The sequence below is a fragment of the Alcanivorax sp. genome (assembly GCF_040119285.1).
Taxonomy (GTDB): Bacteria; Pseudomonadota; Gammaproteobacteria; order Pseudomonadales; family Alcanivoracaceae; genus Alcanivorax.
This window is the reverse complement of the sequence record NZ_JBEDTY010000032.1, coordinates 90751-112891: the sequence shown is the minus strand read 5'-3', so window position 1 is coordinate 112891 and position 22141 is coordinate 90751. Positions and strand designations below refer to the sequence as shown.

The 22141-nt window shown below is 56.1% G+C and carries 25 protein-coding genes; 10 read left to right on the top strand and 15 right to left on the bottom strand.

Annotated features, from left to right (window positions below; all coding sequences use genetic code 11):
- Positions 1–115: 115 nt before the first annotated feature.
- Genes ABNH10_RS10005 through ABNH10_RS09990 form a run of 4 tightly spaced genes read right to left on the bottom strand, consistent with a single transcriptional unit; the run spans position 116 to position 4086 of the window.
- Positions 116–1144 (bottom strand): tetratricopeptide repeat protein, encoded by a 1029-nt coding sequence (locus tag ABNH10_RS10005; RefSeq protein ID WP_349385796.1) that lies wholly within the window; start codon positions 1142–1144, stop codon positions 116–118.
- Entirely contained in the window at positions 1141–1578 is a 438-nt protein-coding gene (locus ABNH10_RS10000) for a cytochrome c-type biogenesis protein (RefSeq protein WP_011588122.1), read from the bottom strand. The genes ABNH10_RS10005 and ABNH10_RS10000 overlap by 4 nt, the downstream gene beginning before the upstream one ends.
- Positions 1578–2126 carry a DsbE family thiol:disulfide interchange protein gene (locus ABNH10_RS09995; RefSeq protein ID WP_349385795.1) on the bottom strand — a complete coding sequence of 183 codons (549 nt, stop codon included), beginning with the start codon at positions 2124–2126 and terminating at the stop codon, positions 1578–1580. Before ABNH10_RS09995 ends, ABNH10_RS10000 begins: the two co-directional genes overlap by 1 nt.
- The gene (locus tag ABNH10_RS09990) at positions 2116–4086 is read right to left on the bottom strand and encodes a heme lyase CcmF/NrfE family subunit (RefSeq protein WP_349385794.1); all 1971 of its coding nucleotides are present in this window, start codon (positions 4084–4086) and stop codon (positions 2116–2118) included. Before ABNH10_RS09990 ends, ABNH10_RS09995 begins: the two co-directional genes overlap by 11 nt.
- A gap of 385 nt (positions 4087–4471) precedes the next feature.
- On the opposite strand from ABNH10_RS09990, the gene fabA reads away from it, so the two are divergent.
- Together fabA and fabB are read left to right on the top strand one after the other, a co-directional pair.
- Positions 4472–4999: a 3-hydroxyacyl-[acyl-carrier-protein] dehydratase FabA gene (gene fabA, locus ABNH10_RS09985; protein WP_349385793.1), complete on the top strand. Its 528-nt coding sequence runs from the start codon at positions 4472–4474 to the stop codon at positions 4997–4999.
- Positions 5000–5008: 9 nt separating this feature from the next.
- Entirely contained in the window at positions 5009–6223 is a 1215-nt protein-coding gene (gene fabB / locus ABNH10_RS09980) for a beta-ketoacyl-ACP synthase I (RefSeq protein ID WP_349385792.1), read from the top strand.
- A 376-nt stretch (positions 6224–6599) separates the two neighbouring features.
- On the opposite strand, the gene ABNH10_RS09975 is transcribed toward fabB, so the two are convergent.
- From ABNH10_RS09975 to ccmA, 6 genes are all read right to left on the bottom strand, one after another.
- Entirely contained in the window at positions 6600–8087 is a 1488-nt protein-coding gene (locus tag ABNH10_RS09975) for a RimK family ATP-grasp domain-containing protein (RefSeq protein ID WP_349385791.1), read from the bottom strand.
- 119 nt (positions 8088–8206) lie between these two features.
- On the bottom strand, positions 8207–8689 hold the full coding sequence (ccmE, locus tag ABNH10_RS09970; RefSeq protein ID WP_349385790.1) for a cytochrome c maturation protein CcmE: 483 nt from the start codon (positions 8687–8689) through the stop codon (positions 8207–8209).
- The gene (ccmD, locus tag ABNH10_RS09965; RefSeq protein ID WP_011588157.1) at positions 8673–8927 is read right to left on the bottom strand and encodes a heme exporter protein CcmD; all 255 of its coding nucleotides are present in this window, start codon (positions 8925–8927) and stop codon (positions 8673–8675) included. The genes ccmE and ccmD overlap by 17 nt, the downstream gene beginning before the upstream one ends.
- 1 nt (position 8928) lies before the next feature.
- Positions 8929–9687: a heme ABC transporter permease CcmC gene (ccmC, locus tag ABNH10_RS09960; protein ID WP_349385789.1), complete on the bottom strand. Its 759-nt coding sequence runs from the start codon at positions 9685–9687 to the stop codon at positions 8929–8931.
- A gap of 51 nt (positions 9688–9738) precedes the next feature.
- Complete coding sequence (gene ccmB, locus ABNH10_RS09955; protein WP_011588155.1) at positions 9739–10407, bottom strand: heme exporter protein CcmB; 669 nt, start codon at positions 10405–10407, stop codon at positions 9739–9741.
- Positions 10404–11057 carry a cytochrome c biogenesis heme-transporting ATPase CcmA gene (gene ccmA, locus ABNH10_RS09950; RefSeq protein WP_062810797.1) on the bottom strand — a complete coding sequence of 218 codons (654 nt, stop codon included), beginning with the start codon at positions 11055–11057 and terminating at the stop codon, positions 10404–10406. The genes ccmB and ccmA overlap by 4 nt, the downstream gene beginning before the upstream one ends.
- A 113-nt stretch (positions 11058–11170) precedes the next feature.
- On the opposite strand from ccmA, the gene ABNH10_RS09945 reads away from it, so the two are divergent.
- The 7 genes from ABNH10_RS09945 to ABNH10_RS09915 all read left to right on the top strand — a co-directional run bounded on the left by ABNH10_RS09945 (position 11171) and on the right by ABNH10_RS09915 (position 15222).
- Positions 11171–11737 carry a lipocalin family protein gene (locus ABNH10_RS09945; RefSeq protein WP_349385788.1) on the top strand — a complete coding sequence of 189 codons (567 nt, stop codon included), beginning with the start codon at positions 11171–11173 and terminating at the stop codon, positions 11735–11737.
- Positions 11734–12144 carry a DUF4279 domain-containing protein gene (locus tag ABNH10_RS09940; protein ID WP_011588152.1) on the top strand — a complete coding sequence of 137 codons (411 nt, stop codon included), beginning with the start codon at positions 11734–11736 and terminating at the stop codon, positions 12142–12144. The genes ABNH10_RS09945 and ABNH10_RS09940 overlap by 4 nt, the downstream gene beginning before the upstream one ends.
- Positions 12128–12595, top strand: a complete 468-nt coding sequence (locus ABNH10_RS09935) for a CYTH domain-containing protein (protein WP_349385787.1) — start codon at positions 12128–12130, stop codon at positions 12593–12595. Before ABNH10_RS09940 ends, ABNH10_RS09935 begins: the two co-directional genes overlap by 17 nt.
- A gap of 37 nt (positions 12596–12632) precedes the next feature.
- The gene (locus tag ABNH10_RS09930) at positions 12633–13256 is read left to right on the top strand and encodes a hypothetical protein (protein WP_011588150.1); all 624 of its coding nucleotides are present in this window, start codon (positions 12633–12635) and stop codon (positions 13254–13256) included.
- Positions 13257–13258: 2 nt separating this feature from the next.
- The gene (locus tag ABNH10_RS09925; RefSeq protein ID WP_349385786.1) at positions 13259–13852 is read left to right on the top strand and encodes a carboxypeptidase-like regulatory domain-containing protein; all 594 of its coding nucleotides are present in this window, start codon (positions 13259–13261) and stop codon (positions 13850–13852) included.
- Positions 13853–14332: 480 nt separating this feature from the next.
- Positions 14333–14797 (top strand): YehS family protein, encoded by a 465-nt coding sequence (locus ABNH10_RS09920; RefSeq protein WP_349385785.1) that lies wholly within the window; start codon positions 14333–14335, stop codon positions 14795–14797.
- 71 nt (positions 14798–14868) lie between these two features.
- Positions 14869–15222, top strand: coding sequence for a DUF6176 family protein (locus ABNH10_RS09915; RefSeq protein ID WP_349385784.1), 354 nt, complete (start codon positions 14869–14871; stop codon positions 15220–15222).
- A 63-nt stretch (positions 15223–15285) separates the two neighbouring features.
- On the opposite strand, the gene ABNH10_RS09910 is transcribed toward ABNH10_RS09915, so the two are convergent.
- The gene (locus tag ABNH10_RS09910) at positions 15286–16209 is read right to left on the bottom strand and encodes a LysR family transcriptional regulator (protein ID WP_011588146.1); all 924 of its coding nucleotides are present in this window, start codon (positions 16207–16209) and stop codon (positions 15286–15288) included.
- Positions 16210–16437: 228 nt separating this feature from the next.
- Here ABNH10_RS09910 and metE point away from each other — a divergent pair, with 228 nt between their 5' ends.
- Positions 16438–18729: a 5-methyltetrahydropteroyltriglutamate--homocysteine S-methyltransferase gene (metE, locus tag ABNH10_RS09905; protein WP_349385783.1), complete on the top strand. Its 2292-nt coding sequence runs from the start codon at positions 16438–16440 to the stop codon at positions 18727–18729.
- Between the two features lie 147 nt (positions 18730–18876).
- On the opposite strand, the gene ABNH10_RS09900 is transcribed toward metE, so the two are convergent.
- From ABNH10_RS09900 to ABNH10_RS09885, 4 genes are all read right to left on the bottom strand, one after another.
- On the bottom strand, positions 18877–20037 hold the full coding sequence (locus ABNH10_RS09900) for a CmpA/NrtA family ABC transporter substrate-binding protein (protein WP_046961743.1): 1161 nt from the start codon (positions 20035–20037) through the stop codon (positions 18877–18879).
- Between the two features lie 197 nt (positions 20038–20234).
- Positions 20235–20885 (bottom strand): ANTAR domain-containing response regulator, encoded by a 651-nt coding sequence (locus ABNH10_RS09895; protein WP_011588143.1) that lies wholly within the window; start codon positions 20883–20885, stop codon positions 20235–20237.
- A 118-nt stretch (positions 20886–21003) separates the two neighbouring features.
- A complete protein-coding gene (locus tag ABNH10_RS09890) occupies positions 21004–21411 on the bottom strand; it encodes a globin family protein (RefSeq protein WP_288368639.1) in 408 nt (135 codons plus the stop codon).
- Between the two features lie 106 nt (positions 21412–21517).
- Positions 21518–22114 (bottom strand): Tll0287-like domain-containing protein, encoded by a 597-nt coding sequence (locus tag ABNH10_RS09885; protein WP_011588141.1) that lies wholly within the window; start codon positions 22112–22114, stop codon positions 21518–21520.
- Positions 22115–22141 lie beyond the last annotated feature (27 nt).

The window sequence follows — 22141 nt, the reverse complement described above, 5'->3', positions numbered from 1 at the left end:
TGGATGCACAAATCAGAGGAACCCTGCCCCCGAAGGGGTGCAACTTTACCTTGAGGCCTTCTTCACCACAAGGGACTGGCACTGCTACGTAGGTAACAGTACCTGTCGGCAGGCCCTATTGCTGGCGGGACAAATGCAAGCTCACAGGCTGCGCCTGGGGAAGCGAGAGGGGGACCGGCTCGGCGATAATCGCCGCCTGATTCACCGAGGCCCCGGGTGCGGGCGTATAGCGGGCACCAATAACAATATCATCCTGTGCATCCGGGTAGCTCTGCAGCCAGTTGGCCGCCGTCAGCTCCACCGTAATGGGGAAATGAGGGACGACCTTACGCCGGGCAGCAAGCGGCTGCCCGGCACTGCCCGCCTTGCGAAGAAACACAAACAACGTGCCTCCTGCCGGCAGACCTTCACCGTTCACGGTAGCGCCAAGGTTGGCGAAAACGTTTTCTCGCTGTTTCTGCTCCCGGGCTCGGTTCAAACCCCGCTGCAACAGGTCTGCCGTTTCACCTGCACTGTGCCGCGACAGCAACGACGCCCAAGCCTGTTCCGCCAACGCGTAACGACCAGCTCGATCGGCCGACATGGCCAAAAGCATCCAGGCACCATCATGATTCGGTTCACGATCCAGTACCCAGCGAATCTCATCCAAAGCGGGATCAGTTAGTCGTGCCTCATTCTTTTCGATCAGTGCCCGAGCCAGTAATAGATGCATGGCGGCATTCTCCGGGTTGAGCTGCAGAGCCTTACGAGCGGCTTCCTCGGTTTGTACCGGCGCGCCTAGCTGGTCATACAGGGCCCCCAATGCATACCAGCCCACGTCAGAGGGCGTTTGCGAAAGTTCAGACTGAAGAACCCGCACCAGAGCGCCAGCGGGCACTTCCGAGGCCGCCTTCTCCGGTGGTTGGCCGGCAATGATTTGCTGCGCAACATCACCGTATTGCTGCTTATGCGTTAACCAGGTGCCAGTGTGCTCATTTAGCCCGATTAATCCGTAGCCAGCACCCGCCAAAATCACCATCACCAATGGAATCCCCAAAGCCCCGGACATGTTTTTGCCGGCCTTGTGGGCTTCACTCCGCCACATCAACCACAGCATGGCAGCCAATATCAGTAACAGAACCAGCGACATCACCCACAACATCATTTTGTTCCCTCTCCCGGCTCTTTATTCTGCAATTTCTGTTCTTCCAGTGCGGCCTTACGGCTGGCTTTTCGCAGCAACAACACGATCAAAACGGCACCGCCCAGCAATAACAGTATTGGCCCTAACCACAGGATTGAGGTGCCGGCATTCACTGGTGGCCGATAGCTGACAAAGTCTCCATAGCGGGAAACAAAATAATCAACGATCTGTTCATCGCTCTTGCCTTCCAGAATCATGGTATGCACCCGCGTACGCATGTCCTGGGCGATACCCGCATCCGAATCGGCGATGCTTTGGTTCTGACATTTCGGGCAACGCAGCTCTTCTGAAAGGATACGAAAACGCTGCTCCTGCTGCTGATTATCGAACTGGTAAACATCGATAGCGGCAAAAGCTGACATGGACAAGGTGAGCAACAAGACAATACGTAGCATTATTGGCCCCCCTTGCCCTGCCCCGCCTGAGCGGGCAGTAACGGCAGGAATTTTTCTTCCCAAACACGGGCATTCAAATCACCCGCATGGCGCAATACGATCTCGCCAGCCGGGTTAATCAAAAAAGTTTCCGGGGCACCGTACACCCCTAAATCCAGGCCCAGCTGACCATCCGCATCGACAATGACGTGGGTAAATGGATTCCCCAGGTTGGCCAAATACTGGCGGGCAGCGGGCAGCTCGTCTTTATAATTCAAACCGGCAATGGCCACGCCCCGAGCGGCCAGCTCCAGCAAATAGGGATGTTCAATATGGCAAGTCGGGCACCAAGTAGCCCATACATTGAGTAACTGCCAGCGCCCTTTCAAAGAGTCTTCCGTGTAGGTTTCTTCGGTCAGCAGCGACGACAGGGAAAATGATGGCACTGGCTTGCCCACTAGGGCAGAAGGCAGTTCCTGTGGATCGCGCCCCAAGCCACTGGCCAACAGCACCGCTAGCAACACAAACCCGGCCAAGGGCAAAAACACCCAGGGAGAATTAGCTTTCATTGGCCACTCCTGCGTCATTGGTGGCAAAACGGTTGCGCCGATAACGTTTGTCCGTCAATGCCAGCGCGCCGCCAAGGGCCATAATCAATGCGCCCAGCCAGATCCACCGAATTCCCGGTTTGAAATAAATACGCACAGCCCAAGCATCGCTGTTATCCAAGGGCTCACCTAGCGCCACATAGAGGTCGCGCCAGAAACCAGCATCAATCGCCGCTTCTGTCATTACCTGGCCACTGGCGTGATAAGTCCGTTTTTCCGGGTGCATCACCGCCACCGGGTCCCCGTCATGGCTGACATGAAAATGGCCGCGGGTGGCGTCAAAGTTGGGCCCGCTGTATTTATCCAAGCTGTCGAACACAAAGGTGTAATGGCCCAGTTCAGCCGTATCGCCCGGCCCCATACGAATGTCCCGCTCCACCTCATGGAAGCTCACCAATGTAATACCGGCGATCAACACCGCCAAACCACAATGAGCGAACACCATGCCCCAGTAACCGCGCCCCAGCTTACCCAAACCCGTAACGAAACCTTGCTGGTAAGCGCTAGCCCGGCGGATTACATCATCTATATGAGCAAAAACCAGGAACAAAGCCAGCATGATGGCCAAAACGCCCTGCCAGGGGCTTGGATCGGGCAATCGAGAGCCGAACCATCCCGCAATGATCGCAGCAGGAGCCAACAGGGCCATGCGTTTAAGCAAGGTATTGCCGTCCTGACGTTTCCAGTTACTGAACACCCCCGGCACCATCAATAGAATCAACACCAGCGCCAACGGCACAAAGAAACCATTGAAGTATGGGCTGCGGATGGAGATTTTCATGTCCAGCGCTTCGCCAATCAGGGGAAATAGCGTCCCCATCAACACCACGGAGGTGGCGGTTAGCAAAATCAGGTTATTACCCAACAGGAAAGCTTCCCGGGATACCGGTTTGAACCCGGTATTGCTGCGCAACGATGACGCACGCAGACTAAACAACGTTAACGCCCCCCCGGCGACGACGATAAGGAAACCCAGGATAAAGGCCCCCCGTGCCGGATCATTGGCAAAGGCATGAACTGACGTCAGCACCCCCGAGCGCACCAAGAAGGTACCCAGCAGGCTCAAGGAAAACGTAATGATCGCCAGCAACACGGTCCAGGCACGGAACATATTGCGTTTCTCACTCACCGCTAAAGAGTGAATGAGCGCGGTCCCGGCTAACCATGGCAACAAGGAAGCGTTTTCCACCGGGTCCCAGAACCACCAGCCGCCCCAGCCCAACTCGTAATAGGCCCACCAGGAGCCCAGCGCGATGCCCACCGTCAGGAAGCTCCACGCTACCGTGGTCCACGGCCGCGCCCAGCGGGCCCAGGCAGGATCCAGGTTGCCCATCAGCAACCCCGCCACGGCAAATGCAAACGCCACGGCAAAGCCCACGTAGCCCATATAAAGCATCGGCGGGTGAATGATCAGCCCCGGATCCTGTAACAACGGGTTCAGGTCAGCGCCATCAAGCGGAAACCAGGGCAGGTTTCGATCGAAAGGGTTGGACGTGAGCAGCATGAACAACATAAAACCCACGGCAATCATGCCCATGACAGACAGCACCCGGCTCACCATGGGCAACGGCACACTGCGACTCAGCAGCCCGACCATGGCGGCCCAGCCGGACAGCATCCAGCCCCACAACAACAGGGATCCTTCATGGCCGCCCCAAATGGCGGACAACCGGTACGCCAGCGGCAATGCCGAGTTACTGTGGCCGGCCACATAGGTCACCGAGAAATCATTGATGTAGAAGCAATAACCTAACGCCACCATGGCGATGGTCATTGCCAGCCATTGGATCCAGGCCAACGGTCGAGCGTACCACTGCCAAGCGGGCAAGTTGCGGTAAACGCCAATCAGCGGGAACACTGATAGACACAATGCTGCGGCCAGTGCCAACCACAGAGAGAGATGCCCGATTTCTGCCGCCACGAGAGCTCCTTACTTATACGACTAGATACACGACTGGATGAACAACATGCGATTCTGACTGGTCAAAGGGCGGCCGGAGGCTGCTTTGGCGCGATCCGGCGCGCATAGCATCGGTAGATGGTCCGGCAATTGCAAGTCCGTGGCTCTGCCGCAATGAAACGATCCCCTCAACGAGACTAGACAGCCGTGATCAGGCTCCGTTCATCGGTCATTTTCGGTAAAACGATGCCAAGACATATTTTGAGACGGTTGCTATTCGTATGCTTTCACTTTGCTTTGCTACTATCAGCTGGAACATGACAGTGTGTCACCGCGCTGAAGATAAAACGTCACAAATAATCCATATACTCAAAATGCGTCGCCCTGGCCTGCATGGAGTAAGACTTTGAGCACTACGACAACACAGAAATCTTCTTATACCCGCGAGGATCTTCTCGCCTGCGCGCACGGGGAACTCTTTGGCCCCGGTAATGCGCGACTACCTTTACCCAACATGCTGATGATGGACCGTATCACCCATATCAGCGACCAGGGTGGCAAATACGGCAAAGGGGAAATCATCGCCGAACTCGATATCCACCCAGACCTTTGGTTCTTTGATTGCCATTTTGAAAGCGACCCGGTGATGCCCGGTTGCTTGGGCCTGGATGCCACCTGGCAGCTGCTCGGTTTTTTCCTGGGCTGGGTAGGTAACCCGGGCCGAGGCCGTGCACTGGGCGTGGGTAACGTGAAGTTTTCCGGCCAGGTTTTGCCAACCGCCAAGAAGCTGACTTATCGAATCGACCTGAAACGGGTCATTTCCCGCAAGCTGGTACTGGGCTTGGCGGATGCCACCGTATCCGTGGACGGAAAAGACATCTATCAGGCCGACGATCTGAAAGTTGGCTTGTTCACTTCTACCGATGGTTTTTAGGAGCGATTCATGCGCCGCGTAGTAATCACAGGGATGGGCATAGTTTCCTGTCTAGGCAACGACGCTGACAGCGTCACCCGTTCATTGCGTGAAGGCCGTTCCGGTATTCGCTTTAAAGAGCAATACAAGGAAATCGGCATGCGCAGCCAAATAGCGGGCACTCCCGACATCCAGCTTGATGATTTTATCGACCGTAAGCCACGCCGCTTCATGGGTGATGCGGCCGCCTATGCCTACGTGGCCATGCAGAATGCGATTACTGACTCCGGGCTCAGCGACGAACAGGTCAGCAATGAGCGCACCGGCCTGATCGCCGGCTCCGGTGGCCATTCCTCCTTTAATCAGGTGGAAGCCGCCGACATCGCCCGCAACCGCGGCGTAAAGCGGGTTGGCCCCTACATGGTGCCCCGGGTGATGGCCTCAACCGTCTCGGCATGCCTGGCCACACCGTTTAAGATCAAAGGGGTGAACTACTCCATCGCTTCTGCCTGTGCGACCAGCGCCCACTGTATTGGCAACGCCGTAGAGCAGATTCAACTGGGCAAACAGGATGTGGTATTTGCCGGCGGTGGCGAAGAAGAACACTGGACCCTGAGCTGCTTGTTTGATGGTATGGGGGCCCTGTCCAGCAAGTACAACGACACTCCCGAACAGGCGTCCCGCGCCTACGATGCCACCCGTGACGGCTTCGTGATCGCCGGCGGCGGCGGTATGGTGGTAGTGGAAGAACTGGAGCACGCCAAGGCCCGTGGCGCGACCATTTATGCGGAAGTGCTGGGCTACGGCGCCACCAGCGATGGCCATGACATGGTCGCTCCCAATGGCGAAGGCGCGGCACGCTGCATGCGTCAAGCACTGGCCACGGTGGAGGGTTCCATTGATTACATCAACGCCCACGGCACCAGCACACCCGTGGGAGACGTGGCCGAGCTGAAAGCTATCCGCGAAGTGTTTGCAGATCAGTGCCCCTCGATAGGCTCCACCAAGAGCCTGTCCGGCCACAGCCTGGGCGCAGCCGGGGTGCAGGAAGCGATTTACTGCATGCTGATGATGCAGAACGACTTCACTGCCATCAGTGCCAATATTCAAACACTGGATGAAAAAGCCGAAGGCATGCCGGTACTCGTGAAAGGCAAAGATAGCGGCCCCACCACCGTACTGAGCAACAGCTTTGGTTTCGGTGGCACCAATGCCAGCCTGGTGTTACGCAAATGGCAAGACTAAGTTCAACCTTGTGCAGTAATGGCTGACAACGCCAAAAGCGTTTTCTAGCCCTCACCAGAAAAGCCCGGCATTTATCGTAGCCGGGCTTTTTTGTGGTAAATGACCTGGCCTGAATAAAGTTGACTCGTTCCCGCCCTTATTATGAGAGAACGTGATGAATTAACGAGTTAAGCGACGCAGCGTAATGACACTCTGGCCTTTAAACAGACTGAGGATCGCTATGGTATTCATAGGCCGCTCGACACTACTAACGTGGTTACGTCGGTATGGCCACCAGAGCTGGCGAGGAAACGAAAAGCGCTCCGCAGAAGATACTCCCGGCATGTCACCGGACCTTCAACAGCCTTAAGGCGCCCCTGAATAACGCTTTAAAAGATCACGCTGGCAAACCGATTCGCTTAGCCTCCAAACGCCGCAAAAATTCCAGCATCACTTGCCGATACAAGTCTTCGCCTAACCAGGCATCTTCCACCCCGGCATCAATATTGGGGTTATCGTTGACTTCAATCACGACCACCTCCTCACCGGACTGTTTCAAATCCACCCCATAGAGGCCATTACCCATGAGCTTAGCGGCCTTCAAGGCGGCTTTTAGCACCTTGGGGGGCACCTCCTGCACCGGCAGGGTACGACTGTTACCCGACGCGGTTTTGCCGCTGCTCTGGTGATGATAAATCTGCCAGTGGCCCTTGCTCATAAAATACTGGCAGGCAAACAACGGCCGATGATTGAGCACCCCAATGCGCCAATCGTAATCGGTGTACATGAAGGCCTGGGCCAACACCACAGAGGATTGCTTAAGGTAACCTCGCAAGGCCTCCGTCAACGCTTCGCGGGTCGCGACTTTGCTAATGCCCCGAGAAAAACTGCCGTCCGGAATTTTCAGCACCATGGGTAGATTCAATTCTGCAATCAGCGAGTCAATCTGGGCATCATCGTCACTGAACACAAACGCCGTCGGCGGCACCGGCACATTGTTGGCCTGCATCAACTCCGCCAGATAAATCTTGTTGGTACAACGCAGGATGGAACCGGGATCATCCATTACCACCATCCCTTCCTGCTCCGCCTTGCGGGCGAACTGGTATGTGTGATGATCCAGTGCGGTGGTCTCACGAATAAACAGGCCATCGTATTCACCCAAACGCGTATAGGCGTCACGGCCGATCAGATCCACCTTGATACCCAGTTGCCTACCAGCACGAACAAACCGCTTTAGGGCCATCTTGTTGCTGGGCGGCAGAACCTCTTCCTCGTTAACCAACATCGCCAGCTCGTAGCGATCACTGCGACGACGACGGGGATTACGCCACACCCGGGCATTAAACTGCTCAAGAGCACGGGCAAACGCATCCTCCTGCGCCCCTTGCAGCTGCTTCAAGGTCAGCGGCTTCAGCGCCTCAATACCCCAGTGTTCCCGGCGGCGGAAATCCACCTTTAGCAACGGGCACGGTAACTGGTCGAAAATCTGCCGGCCCAGGTCGATTAGGCCTTCCTGTTCGGTATGACCGAAAAACAACAGCAGGCTAAAATGATCATTGCTACCGCCCTTGCGTTTCATCGCCTTATCCAGCGCGGCCTCGAACTGACCGAAGTGCAGCCCATAGAGCGCTTTGCGACTCAAGTCATTCACCGTGCGCACAGACGGCAATACTCGCTGACCACGGGCTTCCGCCAGCAACGAACAGTAGTACCCCGGGCTCAAATACTTATAGCTGCGGCACAGGTTGATCACCTGCACCTTTTTGTCGGTACACACCGGCTGCTGCGCTTGCAGGTAGTCCTTGGCAGAAAGTAGATGACGGGCGGGGTAGTAGGCGGCCCAGTCTGCGGGGTCGTCTACCAGAATGATGACCTGACTCATGAAAAGCCCTAAAAGGGTGGCCCCGGAACGGGATCCGATAAACGCGAATGTAGGGCCGAAACCAGGGGTTGAGCAAGAGAAATTTACCGGCCGCCGCCAGCCGGCTTCTCGCCTACCCGCTAGTAAGCGGGCCCGCTTTGCGGCTGAGCCTTGCCTTTTGGTTTTTGGGCACCCGGATGACCCGCTTTTTCCAGCGCATCCTGTACCTCCGGTGGCATATAGGTTTCGTCATGCTTGGCCAAAACCTCCTCGGCTTCAAAGCGGGTCTGGCTGATCAGCGTACCGTTGGCAACAATACCCTGCCCTTCGCGGAACAGGTCCGGCAGTATCCCTTGATAGTGCACGGTGAAGCGCCCCTTGCCATCAGTAAGAACAAAGGTCACGTCCAATGTTTCCGGGTTACGGATAACGGTACCGGATTCCACTAAACCGCCCACGCGCATCTGGGCATCCAGCGGAGCCTCCCCTGCAGCAATTTGCTGAGGGGTATAGAACAGGTTGATGTTTTGGCGCAGCGCATAAAACATCAGGGCACAGGCAACCCCCAAGCCAACCAAAACGGCGAGTACCACCAAAAGACGCTGCTTACGTACCGGATTCATCGTTTACCTCAGGCGTTTGCTTACTGGATTGCTGTCGACTCGCCGTGTCTTGAGCTTGTTGCTTAGCAATGTCCTCAAGACGCCATTGCCGGGCCAGCGTTTGACGCACTTGTCGCTTACCGCGCAGCGCCAGCAGCATGCTGGCAATCATCAGAAACGCACTGATTCCATAGGCGCTCCAAACATAAAAACCGTGTTTTCCCATGGCGATGAAATCGGCAATGCTATCGAAATACATGCTATTGCCCTCCATCCTTCATCAGCTTGCGCACCCACTTGCTGCGCCGCTCTCGCCATACTACTTCGGTACGCGCACGCACCATTACATTGACCGCATATAGCAGCCAGGTTCCCAGCATGCTGATTAACAGCGGATATTTCATGGCCGGGTTAATCGTGGATTCCCCTAACAGCTTCAGGGTCGAGCCCTGATGCAGGGTCTGCACCCATTCCACCGAATATTTCACGATCACCACATTGATCACCCCCACCATGGCCAGCAAGCCAGCGGCGCGGGCTGCCTGGCGAGGATCGCGGATCACGTTTTGCAGGGCAATCACGCCCACATACATGAACAGTAAAATCAGCATGGAGGTCATCCGAGCATCCCACTGCCAGTAGGTGCCCCAGGTAGGCTTCCCCCACAGTGCACCGGTGGCCAAGGAGATTGCCGCCAACACAGCCCCGAAAGGGGCAATGGCTTTCATCATTACTTCGGCCATTTTCATCCGCCACACCACAGCAACCAACCCCGCAACGCCCATGGCCACATACCCCAGCAGAGCACCACTGGAAGCCGGCACATGAATAAAAATAATTCGGTAGCTGTTGCCCTGCTGATAATCACTGGGGGCAAACGCTAACCCCCAGACAATGCCCACAGTAAACACCAGCAACGCAATGGGCGTGAGCCATGGCAGCAGCGCAGAACTGAACCTGTAGAAATAGCGCGGCGAACCGAGCATGTGATACCAGCGTTTTATTGTTTGCCAAACCATGCAGACACCTACTTTCAATACCGCCCGCTTTCCCGTCGGATAGCGGCGCGCTTAATTCCCTGAGCTGATTTTTAGGCCGGCAGCCACCGCCAACGGGCCTAAGCTAATGGTCAGCGCCAGCAAGGCCCCGAGAATAGCCAGAATGCCATTCACTGCACCGCCATCCACAGCGGCACTCACCGCCCCGGCGCCAAAAATCAGTACCGGGATATACAAGGGCAGCACCAGCACCGCCAACAGAATACCGCCCCGATTCAACCCCACCGTAAGCGCTGCACCAATAGCACCAATAATGGTCAGTGCTGGCGTGCCCAACAATAAACTCAGCACCACCGTAGCCAGCACCCCATTGGGCAGCTGCAGCATATGCGCCAGCACCGGTGAAATCAGTACCAACGGCAAGCCAGTGAGTAACCAATGAGCCAGCAGCTTGGCGCTCACCGGCACCACGGCCATCACCGGGGCTGTGAGCAACAACTCCAACACACCACTTTCCTGGTCGCGGCGGAACAACCCATCCAGCGATAACATCACCGCCAACAACGCGGCCACCCAAAGCACCCCGGGGGCCACCAGCGCCAATAATTCCGGTTTCGGGGAAATCGCCAACGGAAACAGGCTGATCACCATGACAAAGAAAAACAACGGATTGATGATTTCTGCCGGGCTACGCCACAGCACCAGCAACTCTCGGGACAGCGCCGCGCGAAACACGCTCATACCCGCCCCCCTTCCGTCACTTCTGCCTGCCCGTGGGCCAGATGTAATCGCCGCACGCCATCGCCGACCTGGTGGTGAGAGGTATAAATCACCAAGGTGCCCGCTGCAGCCGCCTGCTGGATTTGCTGGTCCAGCGCCGCCACCCCATCTTGATCGATGGCAGTATAGGGCTCATCGAGCACCCACACGGCTTTACGGTCTAGCCACAGACGCGCCAAGGCAATGCGACGCTTTTGCCCAGCAGACAGGTGTGCCGCCGGCACCTCCTCAAAACCTTGCAGCCCCACGGCAGCCAGCGCCGCCATGGGGTCTCCCCCCTGCTGGCTTAACGCACAAGCGTAACGCAGATTTTCCAGTGGATTTAGCTCTTCACGTACCCCAGGCTCATGCCCCAAGTACAGTAATTGCTGCTGCCACTGAGGCTGCCACCACTGGCGCTCACCCTCATAGAAGCCATGGAGCCCCACCAGAATCCGCAACAGCGTGGTCTTACCTGCCCCGTTGGCCCCGGTAATCTGCCAGATTTCACCAGCCGATGCGGTGAAACTCAAACCACTGAACAACAGCCGATCATCGCGCTCGCAGCTGAGCTGCTCAAGCACCAAGCGGGTGGCGGGTTCGGCGTCAGAATGGGTGGCTGGCTGGCTCAAATCGGGCTCCCTAAAACAGCGCAGCAGTATAGCACGACAGTTCAAAACGGGCTTGCTCGACGCTAATAAGCCGATCTAGGCTGTAAGCCTTAACATGGGAGAAAAAGATGTTCATGCCTCACACTGTCCGCACCACTCGCCTGCTGGCCATCTTGCTCGTCAGCGGGCTGCTTTGCGCCTGTGGGGGCGACAAACCCCTGGCCACGGTGGGTCAAGTCGACTTACAACGTTATACCGGCACCTGGTATGAAATTGCCCGTTTGCCACAATGGTTTCAGCGCGGCTGTTACGATTCCACCGCCACCTACAGCGCCAATGACGACGGCACCCTTAAAATAGTGAACCGCTGCCAACGCGAAGGCGACGAGAGCCGTGAAGCCGTGGGCACGGCACGGGTTGTCCCCAATACCGGCAATGCCAAATTGAAAGTGCGCTTTGATAACTGGGTATCGAAATTGATCCCCACCATTACCGAAGGCAACTACTGGATTATTGCTCTGGATAAGGACTACCAGACCGTGGTGATAGGAGAACCCAGCCGCAAATATCTGTGGATACTCGCGCGCCAGCCGGAGCTGGGCGATGACCAGTATCAGGCACTGTTACAGCTGGCCAAGACTAAAGGCTTCCCCGTAGATCAACTGGAACGTAACCGTGACCTGCGGCCCAGTAAGCAATGAGCGAGCACCACGTCTACTTCGCCATTTTCAATTTTGATCACGATCCGGCCCAGTTGGATGTACTAATGGGGCAAAGTGCTGACGATTACTGGCGTAAAGGAGAAAGTTTCAGCGACGCTAACCCCGAAGCCAAGCACCGTCAGAACCGCTGGATTGTGTCCAGCCAACTAGACCAGAACGCTAGTCACCGTGATCATTTCGAAAAGCTGCTGCTCAAGCTGCAACGCCTCAGCGTACCTGTGAATAACCTGCCTGCGGACTACCGCTTTGGCATCGGAGTATCGCAATACTTCTTCATGGACGATCCTTCTTTTTACCTCCCCACCGAGATCCTCAACGGTTTTCAGGCCCTCGGATTCAACATCAGTTTTGACCAACTGGGACTAGACCATGGCACTGGAAATTGAACGCAAGTTTCTTGTTCGCGACCTCAGCATCACCGACTCCCTCGCAGGAGAGCGATTAACACAGGGTTATTTAAGCCACGACAAGAACGCCACCGTGCGAGTGCGCACCACTGGCGACACGGCCTGGTTGACCATCAAGGGAAAAACCGTGGGCGCGACCCGCAGTGAGTTTGAATACGCTATTCCACTGGCTGACGCCCACCAGATGCTGGCCGAATTGTGTGGCGCCGGCGTCATCGACAAGACCCGCTATCGATTGCCTCAAGGGGAGCTGTGCTGGGAAATCGATGTGTTTCACGGTGATAATGAGGGTTTAATCGTTGCAGAAATCGAGCTCCCCAGTGAAAAAACGTCCTTTGAAAAACCGGCTTGGCTGGGGGAAGAAGTCACGGGAGAAACGCGCTATTACAACAGCGCATTAAGCACCAAACCTTATAAAAGCTGGCCGTAACCACCGCCACCGTTAGCCAAAAAACCGGAAACAGCGAATGGAATCCAACGTATACCAAGCCCCGGCCAGCGAGATCCTAACTGCAAAACCTGAAGCCGCCGGGGTCGCGCTCTATGTGGTCGCCCCCTGGAAGTTCAATCTACTTTTCTGGGCCACTATGGGTATTTACGGCCTTTACTGGAATTTCAAAAACTGGCAATACCAAAAAAACCATCGAGGAAAGAATGTACAGCCGGTATGGCGAGCCCTGTTCAGCGTTTTTTTCTTTGGCCCGCTGTTGAAAACCATCAATCAGGAAAACGAAGGCAAAGCAAAACCGTTACCGGTCTTCGCCTTAGCCACCCTGTATATTCTTGCCAACCTGATCAGCACCGTATGCGACCGGGCCGCCGCCAGAATGGATAGCTTTGGGATACTGGACTTGGTTTCACTGGCGCTTATACCCGTGACTTGGGCGGTGATGTTCAAAGCACAAAAAACTATCAACTTTTCACAAGACGATACGCAAGGTCGGCGCAATAACCGCCTAACATTAGCCAACGGCATCTGGATAATGCTAGGCATGGTTCTGTGGGGGCTCATTCTATTGGGCCTCGCCAGTGGCTATTTCCCTGAACAAACAGAAGCCTTTCTCTCTTCCTTAATCATGACGGCCTCGTAACTATGTCATCACTAAAAAAATCCTTCGCGTGCCCGCTTATTATCGTCAGCTTGATGCTGTTGCTGGCCGGCTGTATTCCCACCATTCAACGTATGTGGGACGCACAACCGGTAACTGGCACGGTGGTTGATGGCAACACTGGCGAACCGATCAGCGGCGCCACCATCCGCTCGATTACCTTAGCCGAGGACCCAGAGCAGACGCCACGCACCGCCATCAGTAATGCTAAAGGCGAGTTCACTTTAGCCGGCGAATCCCATATTGGTTTTCATATGGCTATGCCCGCCAGCTACATGGCCTCGACTCATTGGAAAATCAGCCACCCGGACTACCCCGATGCAGTAGCAGAAACGCGCACCATCGCCCCCCCCACCGGTGAACAACCACGGAACATTACCGTACCGCTGTTTGCAGAGATAAACGCCAGCAAGGTGCAAGACTGCCCCTACTTTCACTACCAGCAACAATTGGCCCAATGGCTACATCATTTGGACGAAGAGGCACGGTACCCCTTTCAAGATTCCATGCTCACGTTCTGCCATGATAGCGAGCGTATTGAGCAGATTTTTTCTGCACAAGAACGCGGAAATCATTAAACAGCCTTAACCCATACATTTGGCACAAGCCCCACCCATGAGTCGCCCATGAGTATCGGGGCGACCCCATGCTAGAAGGCCCCCCATAGCATGGGCAGGATCATGCGCACAGGCATCGTTGAAACGGGTGGGACACCGGGGTGTCATGGCGCCCCCACCCTCTCCCATCGCCCCTAATGATCACCGTCCTGAAAACCCGTATCTGGCCATGGGTAAACGCCCCCCTGGGCACCGCCGACGCAGGTGACGGCGGCATAGGCACTGTGTTCTTAAGCATCCTGCAGCCCCCCCAAGATTCGATCAACACGCGCTGCTTTGCCTGCCTAACAAAACCCTCAAGGCGGGCATTATCGGGCAAAAAAATCGCCCCCCTAGCGATTAAGCGATAATGCCCCCGTGTCCCCCTCCTACGGTTCCCTGTACCATTACGGCTTGAACCAGGGCAGTCGCGCCCTCCGTTTCCCTCACCACAGGTCCAGCATGCTCAACAACGATGTCCTCCGCCGCACCCGGTACATTTTCGATTTTGACGACAGCCGCATGATTGGCGTCTTCGCTGAAGCCGGAGAAACCGTCACCCGGGAACAAATCAGTAACTGGCTGAAAAAAGATGAGGACCCGGCCTTCCAAAAGTGCACCGATCGCACTCTGGCAATTTTTCTCAACGGCCTGATCAACGCATTGCGCGGCAAAAAGCCAGGGCAGCAGCCAGAACCAGAAAACCGCCTGACCAACAACATGATTTTCATGAAACTGAAAATCGCCCTAAGCTTGCAAGCCGAAGACGTGCTGGCCGTACTAGAACTGGCCGACTTCCGCATGAGCAAACATGAGCTCAGTGCCTTCTTTCGCAAACCCGGCCACAAGCACTACCGGGAGTGCAAAGACCAGATCCTGCGCAATTTCCTCAAAGGCTTACAAATTCAGTATCGCGACAGGGACTAAGCGTTAGTATTACTCAGCAAGCCTCATGCTCAATGGCTCTCGCATTTTAGAATACACAAATAAGGACTGACATGGATGTCATCGCCGCCCTGATTGAACTGAAACCAAACAGCGAAAACGAAGTCCACGATTGGAAAGCCTTTATCGAAAATCACAAGGAACAGGCGCTAGAAAGCTTGCGTGCGGAAGGCGTCTGTGTGGAATCCTGGTTCTCACTAGCACTTGAGGGCAAAGACTATCTGCTTTGCTACATGCGGGCGGACTCTATCAAACAGTCACAGCACGTTATGGCAGATTCCAGCAACCCCGTAGACACACGGCACCGCCAGTTTAAAGAAAATGCTTGGGTGTGGGGCGGTCAGGTAAAAACAGAACTCCTCGTTGATCTGGCGGCCGAAACAGACGAACAAAAATCGCGCCGCTAGCGAGGCAGCCACCCGCAAGCGTGCCCCCCATAGAACCAGCCCTACCGCTATTTTTTATAAACATTAACTGCCCTTTACTGCCCGCACACCACTTAGCGTCTTAAAACACAGGTCCCGGGCGGTGCCGAGAAACTCCTGCACATAGGGGGTCTGTTCATCCTCCACACGCACTGCCGCATAAAGCGTTCGCCACACCCCCTTTTCACCAAGCCGTACGGTTTTCAATAAATCGTGTTCGGTATATTCCGTTAGTGCCCAGTTTGGTAACGCGGCTACACCGCGACCTGCGGCCACTAATTGCGCTGTCATGGGGGTCAGCTCAGCCGTGCGTATGGCTGCGGGTTCTTTACCCGCCGGGCCCAAAAAGGCGCTGAACACATCCAGTCGCTCACGATCCACCGGGTAGGTAATCAGCGTTTGGTCGGTGATGTCGTCGGGGAGGATCCACTTTTTCCCCGCCAGCGGCGATTGTCGTGACACCGCCAGCACCAGCTCGTAGCGGAACAATGGCACATACAGCACGGCATCGTTTTCCACCGGATCGGAACTCACCACCATATCCAGGTCTCCCCGCGCCAGCGCAGGCAACGGTGCAAAACTGAACGCCGCCGATAAATCCAACTCCACTTCAGGCCAGTGTTCCCGAAACGCATCCAGGGCCGGCATTAGCCACTGAAAACAGGAATGGCACTCGATGGCGATATGTAGCCGTCCAGTCTGGCCGGCGGCCAAGCGTTTCAGTTCCCTTTCTGTTTGCTGCACCCGGGGGAGCACATCGCGTGCTAGCGCCAGCACTCGCAACCCGGCCGTGGTAAAACGCACCGGCCGGGTTCGCCTCACCAACAGCGCCACACCCAATCGATGTTCAAGATCTTTCAACTGATGAGACAAGGCCGACTGGGTAACGTGCAGCCGCTCTGCCGCCTCCACCAGTGATCCAGCCTCCTCAATGGCACGCAACGTAGCGAGATGTCTGAGTTCAAGCATGAATGCCTTTCCTTGAGCTAATTGTAGAGGTGAAAACTGGCTTGCAGGCGATGAGACGCCTGGAGCAAGCAAATTCTATTGTTGAGAAAAATTCATACTTATAGTGAGATATTTGATTTTGCCTCATGAAGCATAGCCACCACAATACCCTCGACCTTAAACAAGCAAGGCACCACAGCAACGTATTGCGTGAAGTGTGCTTGCAAGCAATGGCGAAGGAATAATGTCATGACCACCCTGCACAACTTGGGCTTTCCGCGCATCGGCGCCCGCCGCGAACTGAAACAGGCACAGGAAGCTTACTGGGCCGGCGACCTGCAACAGAGCGAATTGGAACACGTGGGCAAAAGCCTCCGTGAACGCCACTGGGCCTTACAGGCCGACGCCGGAGTAGACTTGATGCCGGTGGGCGATTTCGCTTGGTATGATCATATTTTGGAGTTCTCCTCTCTGCTGGGTGTCGTGCCATCACGCTTCGAGCAAGATGCAAATGCCCCAGTGAACCTGGACACCTTATTCCGTATGGCCCGTGGACGTGCGCCCACCGGCACCCCGGCAGCGGCCTGCGAAATGACCAAGTGGTTTGATACCAACTACCACTACCTGGTGCCGGAGCTAGCCGCCGACCAAACCTTCCGTATTGCCCGGGAAAGCCTGTTCGAGCAGGTCGAAGAGGCCAAAGCGCAGGGTCACAACCCCAAGCCGGTGATCCCCGGCCCGCTTACTTATCTGTACCTGAGTAAGGGGCACCGCTTTGAAGGCGCCGAAGACAGTGCCAAGCTCGCGTTGCTGGATAACCTGATTCCGGTTTACCGCGAAATATTGCAGCGCTTCGCAAACCAAGGCGTTCAATGGGTGCAAATCGACGAGCCTATTCTGGTTCTGGATTTACCCGATAGCTGGCAACGAGCCTACCTGCGCGTATACGACCAATTGGCCTCGGCCAGCCAGACTAAACTGTTACTGGCCACCTACTTTGGCGGGCTCGGTAACAACCTGTTCACCGCACTGGAACTGCCCGTGCATGGCCTGCATCTGGACCGGGTTCGTGGTAATGACGACCTGGGCCAAGTGATCCCCCGTCTGGGTGATAAGGTGCTGTCGTTGGGTGTAATCAACGGCCGCAACATCTGGCGCACCGATCTAGACGCGGCTCTGGATGACATCACCGCCCTGCACAATGAACTGGGGGATCGGCTCTGGCTGGCGCCGTCCTGCTCTTTGTTGCACTGCCCGGTGGATCTGGAGCAGGAAGACACCCTCGATAACGAACTGAAAAGCTGGCTGAGCTTTGCCAAACAGAAACTGGAAGAACTGGCACTGCTTGGCGGTGCCCTGCGTGGCGACAGCAACGTTAATAGCGGGCTGCAAACACAGCGCGCTGCCCTCCAGGCTCGCGGTCTATCTTCGCGGATTCATAATCCTGCCGTGGCCCAGCGCCTAGCCGATGCCAGCCAGCTCTCCCGCGACCGGGTGAGCCCGTTTGCCGAACGCATTGCGCAGCAGCAACACGCCCTGCAGTTGCCCGCTTTCCCCACCACCACTATCGGCTCTTTCCCGCAGACTCGAGAAATCCGTACCGCTCGCCGGGACTGGAAATCCGGCAAGCTAAACGATGCGCAATACCAGCAACAAATGCAGGAAGAGATTGCTCGCTGCATTCGCTACCAGGAAGAGGTGGAGCTGGATGTGCTGGTGCATGGTGAAGCCGAACGTAATGACATGGTGGAATACTTCGGTGAACTGCTGGACGGTTTCGCCTTTACTCGCTTCGGTTGGGTGCAGAGCTATGGCTCACGCTGCGTAAAACCCCCCATCATTTTCGGCGATGTGCAGCGCCCCCAGGCCATGACCGTGGAGTGGGCCCGTTACGCCCAGTCTCTTACCCACAAGCCGGTAAAAGGCATGCTCACCGGGCCGGTCACCATTTTGCAGTGGTCGTTCGTGCGCGATGACCAGCCCCGTGCGGACACCTGCCGCCAGATTGCCTTAGCATTACGTGATGAAGTACAGGATCTGGAAAAGGCCGGCATCAAGGTTATCCAGATTGACGAACCCGCTCTGCGCGAAGGCTTACCGCTACGCCAAGAAGAGTGGACGCAATATCTGGACTGGGCGGTGGATTGTTTCCGCCTGGCCACTGTCAGCGTGGATGACGACACCCAGATTCACACCCACATGTGTTACTCGGAATTCAACGACATCATCGAAGCTATCGCGGCGCTGGATGCGGATGTGATTACCATCGAAACCTCCCGCTCCAACATGGAGCTGCTGGATGCCTTCCGAGATTTCCACTACCCCAATGACATTGGCCCCGGCGTTTACGATATTCACTCGCCCAACGAGCCAGACGTGGCCTGGATGGTACAGCTAATGGAAAAAGCGGCCGAACGCTTGCCTAAAGAACGGTTATGGGTAAACCCGGACTGCGGCTTGAAAACCCGCAAGTGGGACGAAACCCGAGCAGCCTTGGCAAACATGGTCAATGCGGCGAAACAGTTGCGGCAGGCGAGCTAGCCTTTCCTGTCGTTCAGCGCTGGCCTGTCCGGTTACGCCTTTCAGGCTAACGCTGACCTGCTCCTGAAATGTCGAAACTTGCCTGCAACGGGTTCTTTTGAACCACGTGCAGGCAAGCCCCTCCCCGCACCGTCATCACCAATCCTGCTAAGCCTTTAGATCAAGGGCGCCCAGCAGCCGATCGGGCCCTAGCTCTACCGGCTTAGGCTCACCGGGCAACTGCCAATGGCCACCATGGCGTTCATCCGGTTTGCTGTCCATGATCGGCAGGCTGGTAAGGTCGCTCATGGCATCGCGGAACAAGTCAGTGCGATAGCACTGGGCCGCAAAAGTTTTCGCCTCCTCCAGAGAGCATTGCCGCCAACGCTGCATTTCCTGGAGCAGAAAAGCCGCATCCGAGCGCCAAGGAAAGTTAGCGTGAAAACCGGCAAATACATGGAAATGATGTGGCAGGAACGGTTGCCCTGTCAGCCCACCGGGCAACCGTTGGCTGAACGGCGCAGCGATGATTTCTGCCGGCACATCCAGCCACGCCGGATGCGCCAGCAAGGACAGACTTTCAACCAAGTTTTCATCCGCATGGCAGGCCGCTTTATACAGCGCCCGCAGCACCGCCCGGTGAGTGTCCGGATGTCGTGACACCCAGTCCCTGGAGACCGCCAATACCTTCTCCGGCGCGTTCTCCCAAATTTGATAACCCGACAAAATACAATGCCCGGCACCCGTCAGGGCGGCCAAGCTATTCCACGGTTCGCCAACACAAAAGCCATCAATGTGGCCCATTCGCAGGTGGTCCACCATCTGCGAAGGGGGCAGCACCACCAGCTTAACGTCGTGATCCGGATCCAACCCCGCAACACTTAACCAATGACGCAACTGATAAGCATGGCAGGAAAAAGGAAACACCACGGCCAACACCAGAGGGGATTCACCGCTGGAAGCCCGAGCCGCCACCAGCTTGTTCATGGCGGCAGCAATATCGTTAGGTGTCGGACCTTCCGACAAGGCGCACAAGCCCTGAAACAACATCGGCGATACAGTCACTCCATTGCCGTTAAGGCCCATGGAAAAGGCGGTGGCCAGGGGCTTCTTTATGCACCCCAGCCCCAGTGACGTGGACAACAGCATGGGCGCCAACAGGGGTGCCGCATCCAGTTGCCCCACCAGCAGACGGTCCCGCAGACTGGCCCAGCTCCACTCCGGCTGCAATTCCACATCCAGCCCTTCGGCGGCAAAGAATCCCCCCTCCTGAGCCACCGCAAGGGGCAAGCTATCGGTGAGCGGCATGTAGCCAATACGCACTTTCATCGGGGCGGCTCCGTGCACGAAGGGCGCCGGACCTCAGACGCCTGGCGGCGCACACTCCGAAGGCCGTCGACAATAGGGGCGCGGCTCACGGTCTTATCCGACATATCCATAAGGCTTCGCGCCTTCATCAAGGGCATCACTCGTCGCATGCTATCTCCTGTTCAACATTATCCTTTGGGCATTAAGCGCTAGTCTTTCTACCCTTGCGCCTTGAGCATTTCGGCATAATCGAGCACCGATCGGGCCACCTGAATCAACGGTTGCCCGCTGTTCATGGCCTGGCGACGCAGGGTGCTGTAGGCATCCTGTTCGTTAAGCCGACGACGCTGCATCAGCAGCCCTTTAGCCCGCTCGATAATTTTGCGTTCGGCCAACGCTTCACGGGTTTCTTCCAGCTCTTCACGTAACGCCTGATATTCCCGAAAACGCGCGGTCGCCACACGCATTACCCCACGCACCCGGGTCAGGTCTGTTTCGCCGGCCACGTAGGCGCTAACACCCGCGCGCAATGCGGCAACCACCAGATCCTCATCGTCCTGATGGCAAAACATGACCATGGGGCGTGGCATGTCACGCTGCACCAACGCCATGCTTTCCAGGGTATCGCGGTCCGGCGCATCCATGTCCACAATCACCACATCCGGGTTACTGGAGCGCACTTTCTCGGCAAGGCCGGCAGCGCTGGTGAGCCGGCACAGAATCTTGTGGCCCTCATCAATAAGGGCCCGCTCGAGGATCGCCGCGCGGGGGGGCTGGTCATCTACCAGCATAATTGTCAGAGCCATAATGTCTGGCGCATCCGAACAAATGGAATTATTGAAGTGTTCTGCAACGGTTGTGCCAGTCATACTCTTTCTAACCCATTGTTTTATGGTCTATTTTATTTTCCATGAATAAGGCACCCCAAAAGCGAGCCATTGTGGTGCAAATCCAGGTGCCAAAATGGCCCTTATCCCTCTAGGCGCCTTAATAGTCCGCGGCGGCAATCATGGTCGTGGCCAAAATGGTGTAGGCGGCAACCCAGGCGGCTTCTGTGTCGCTGTCGAACGCATCGCCCAGCCCCTGGCCCAAAGTCCAAAGCAAGGCCTGTGCCACCGTGTCGTAGTCTGCTGGTTTCACACCATAATCCTTGTGACGAGCGCCCAGCTTCTGAACAGCGGGGACGATGGTATCGAGCTTGTCCAAGCCTCTCACTGCCACACCAATCATGGTCATCAGCTTCTTGCCCTGTTCTTCCATGTTGCCCTTGAAGAGCGGTTTCAGGGCGGGGTCATGGGTAAACAGGCGATCGTAAAACAAGCTCGCAGCCTGATCGGAAATAGCATCCACCTTGTCCCAGCTGTTCTGTACCAAAGCAATCTGTACCGGAGTCATGATGTTTCTCCCGTTGAATATAGATAATGGCCTTTAGCGCCGCCCATCCGACGCTATAATCGGTTAAGCCCGTACTTGGGTCGTTGTTGATCGAACTTTAGAGCGCCTACATCGGCACCCTAATCACCACGCCGCCCATCACATCGCCCAGTTCGAAATCGGTTTTCGGAGAATCCTTATGGTTGTTGTGGCAAGCCACACACGGCGCGGCCACAGCCACATCTGGATAAACGGCGGTGTAGTAAGTCACATCGCCCAGTTTTTCTTCGCCGTAAAAGTTTTCGCCGGGGTTATCCACGATGTACTGCAAGCCCTCTTTCTCCAGGCCGGTCTTCGGTTCGTTTTGCCCATTGATCGGCCACAGTGACTGCAACGAGTAGCTGAATTCACTGGTCATCTCACTCACCGACTCCGCCCCGTAGCGAAACATCTGTGCTGGCAGTGGTGCGCCATTTTCAAGGTCTTCCCAGTACTCATGGGGTTTGATGCTATCCGCCCCTGCCGGACCAAGACGCCCGATGATCAGCTTGGTGTAGTTGGTTCGGTCTGCGTTCATCACTGCGAACAGGGAATCGGTGTAGACCTTGGGTTCAATCCCGCTGACAGGCGTTGCGGCTTGTTCACCTCCACAGCCACTGAGTATCAGGGCGGAAATGGCCGTGGCCATCAGGGTGGTGGCTTTGCGTTTCATGACGTGTCGCATGGGTAATACCTCCTCAGGTTTTTAAAC

Excerpts from the sequence above, each read along its gene's own strand:
- ABNH10_RS10005 (WP_349385796.1), bottom strand. The coding sequence starts at position 1,144 with ATGATGTTGTGGGTGATGTCGCTGGTTCTGTTACTGATATTGGCTGCC.
- ABNH10_RS10000 (WP_011588122.1), bottom strand. The coding sequence starts at position 1,578 with ATGCTACGTATTGTCTTGTTGCTCACCTTGTCCATGTCAGCTTTTGCC.
- ABNH10_RS09995 (WP_349385795.1), bottom strand. The coding sequence starts at position 2,126 with ATGAAAGCTAATTCTCCCTGGGTGTTTTTGCCCTTGGCCGGGTTTGTG.
- fabB (WP_349385792.1), top strand. The coding sequence starts at position 5,009 with ATGCGCCGCGTAGTAATCACAGGGATGGGCATAGTTTCCTGTCTAGGC.
- ABNH10_RS09975 (WP_349385791.1), bottom strand. The coding sequence starts at position 8,087 with ATGAGTCAGGTCATCATTCTGGTAGACGACCCCGCAGACTGGGCCGCC.
- ccmE (WP_349385790.1), bottom strand. The coding sequence starts at position 8,689 with ATGAATCCGGTACGTAAGCAGCGTCTTTTGGTGGTACTCGCCGTTTTG.
- ccmD (WP_011588157.1), bottom strand. The coding sequence starts at position 8,927 with ATGTATTTCGATAGCATTGCCGATTTCATCGCCATGGGAAAACACGGT.
- ccmC (WP_349385789.1), bottom strand. The coding sequence starts at position 9,687 with ATGGTTTGGCAAACAATAAAACGCTGGTATCACATGCTCGGTTCGCCG.
- ccmB (WP_011588155.1), bottom strand. The coding sequence starts at position 10,407 with ATGAGCGTGTTTCGCGCGGCGCTGTCCCGAGAGTTGCTGGTGCTGTGG.
- ABNH10_RS09945 (WP_349385788.1), top strand. The coding sequence starts at position 11,171 with ATGCCTCACACTGTCCGCACCACTCGCCTGCTGGCCATCTTGCTCGTC.
- ABNH10_RS09940 (WP_011588152.1), top strand. The coding sequence starts at position 11,734 with ATGAGCGAGCACCACGTCTACTTCGCCATTTTCAATTTTGATCACGAT.
- ABNH10_RS09935 (WP_349385787.1), top strand. The coding sequence starts at position 12,128 with ATGGCACTGGAAATTGAACGCAAGTTTCTTGTTCGCGACCTCAGCATC.
- ABNH10_RS09930 (WP_011588150.1), top strand. The coding sequence starts at position 12,633 with ATGGAATCCAACGTATACCAAGCCCCGGCCAGCGAGATCCTAACTGCA.
- ABNH10_RS09925 (WP_349385786.1), top strand. The coding sequence starts at position 13,259 with ATGTCATCACTAAAAAAATCCTTCGCGTGCCCGCTTATTATCGTCAGC.
- ABNH10_RS09920 (WP_349385785.1), top strand. The coding sequence starts at position 14,333 with ATGCTCAACAACGATGTCCTCCGCCGCACCCGGTACATTTTCGATTTT.
- ABNH10_RS09915 (WP_349385784.1), top strand. The coding sequence starts at position 14,869 with ATGGATGTCATCGCCGCCCTGATTGAACTGAAACCAAACAGCGAAAAC.
- ABNH10_RS09910 (WP_011588146.1), bottom strand. The coding sequence starts at position 16,209 with ATGCTTGAACTCAGACATCTCGCTACGTTGCGTGCCATTGAGGAGGCT.
- metE (WP_349385783.1), top strand. The coding sequence starts at position 16,438 with ATGACCACCCTGCACAACTTGGGCTTTCCGCGCATCGGCGCCCGCCGC.
- ABNH10_RS09900 (WP_046961743.1), bottom strand. The coding sequence starts at position 20,037 with ATGAAAGTGCGTATTGGCTACATGCCGCTCACCGATAGCTTGCCCCTT.
- ABNH10_RS09895 (WP_011588143.1), bottom strand. The coding sequence starts at position 20,885 with ATGACTGGCACAACCGTTGCAGAACACTTCAATAATTCCATTTGTTCG.
- ABNH10_RS09890 (WP_288368639.1), bottom strand. The coding sequence starts at position 21,411 with ATGACTCCGGTACAGATTGCTTTGGTACAGAACAGCTGGGACAAGGTG.
- ABNH10_RS09885 (WP_011588141.1), bottom strand. The coding sequence starts at position 22,114 with ATGCGACACGTCATGAAACGCAAAGCCACCACCCTGATGGCCACGGCC.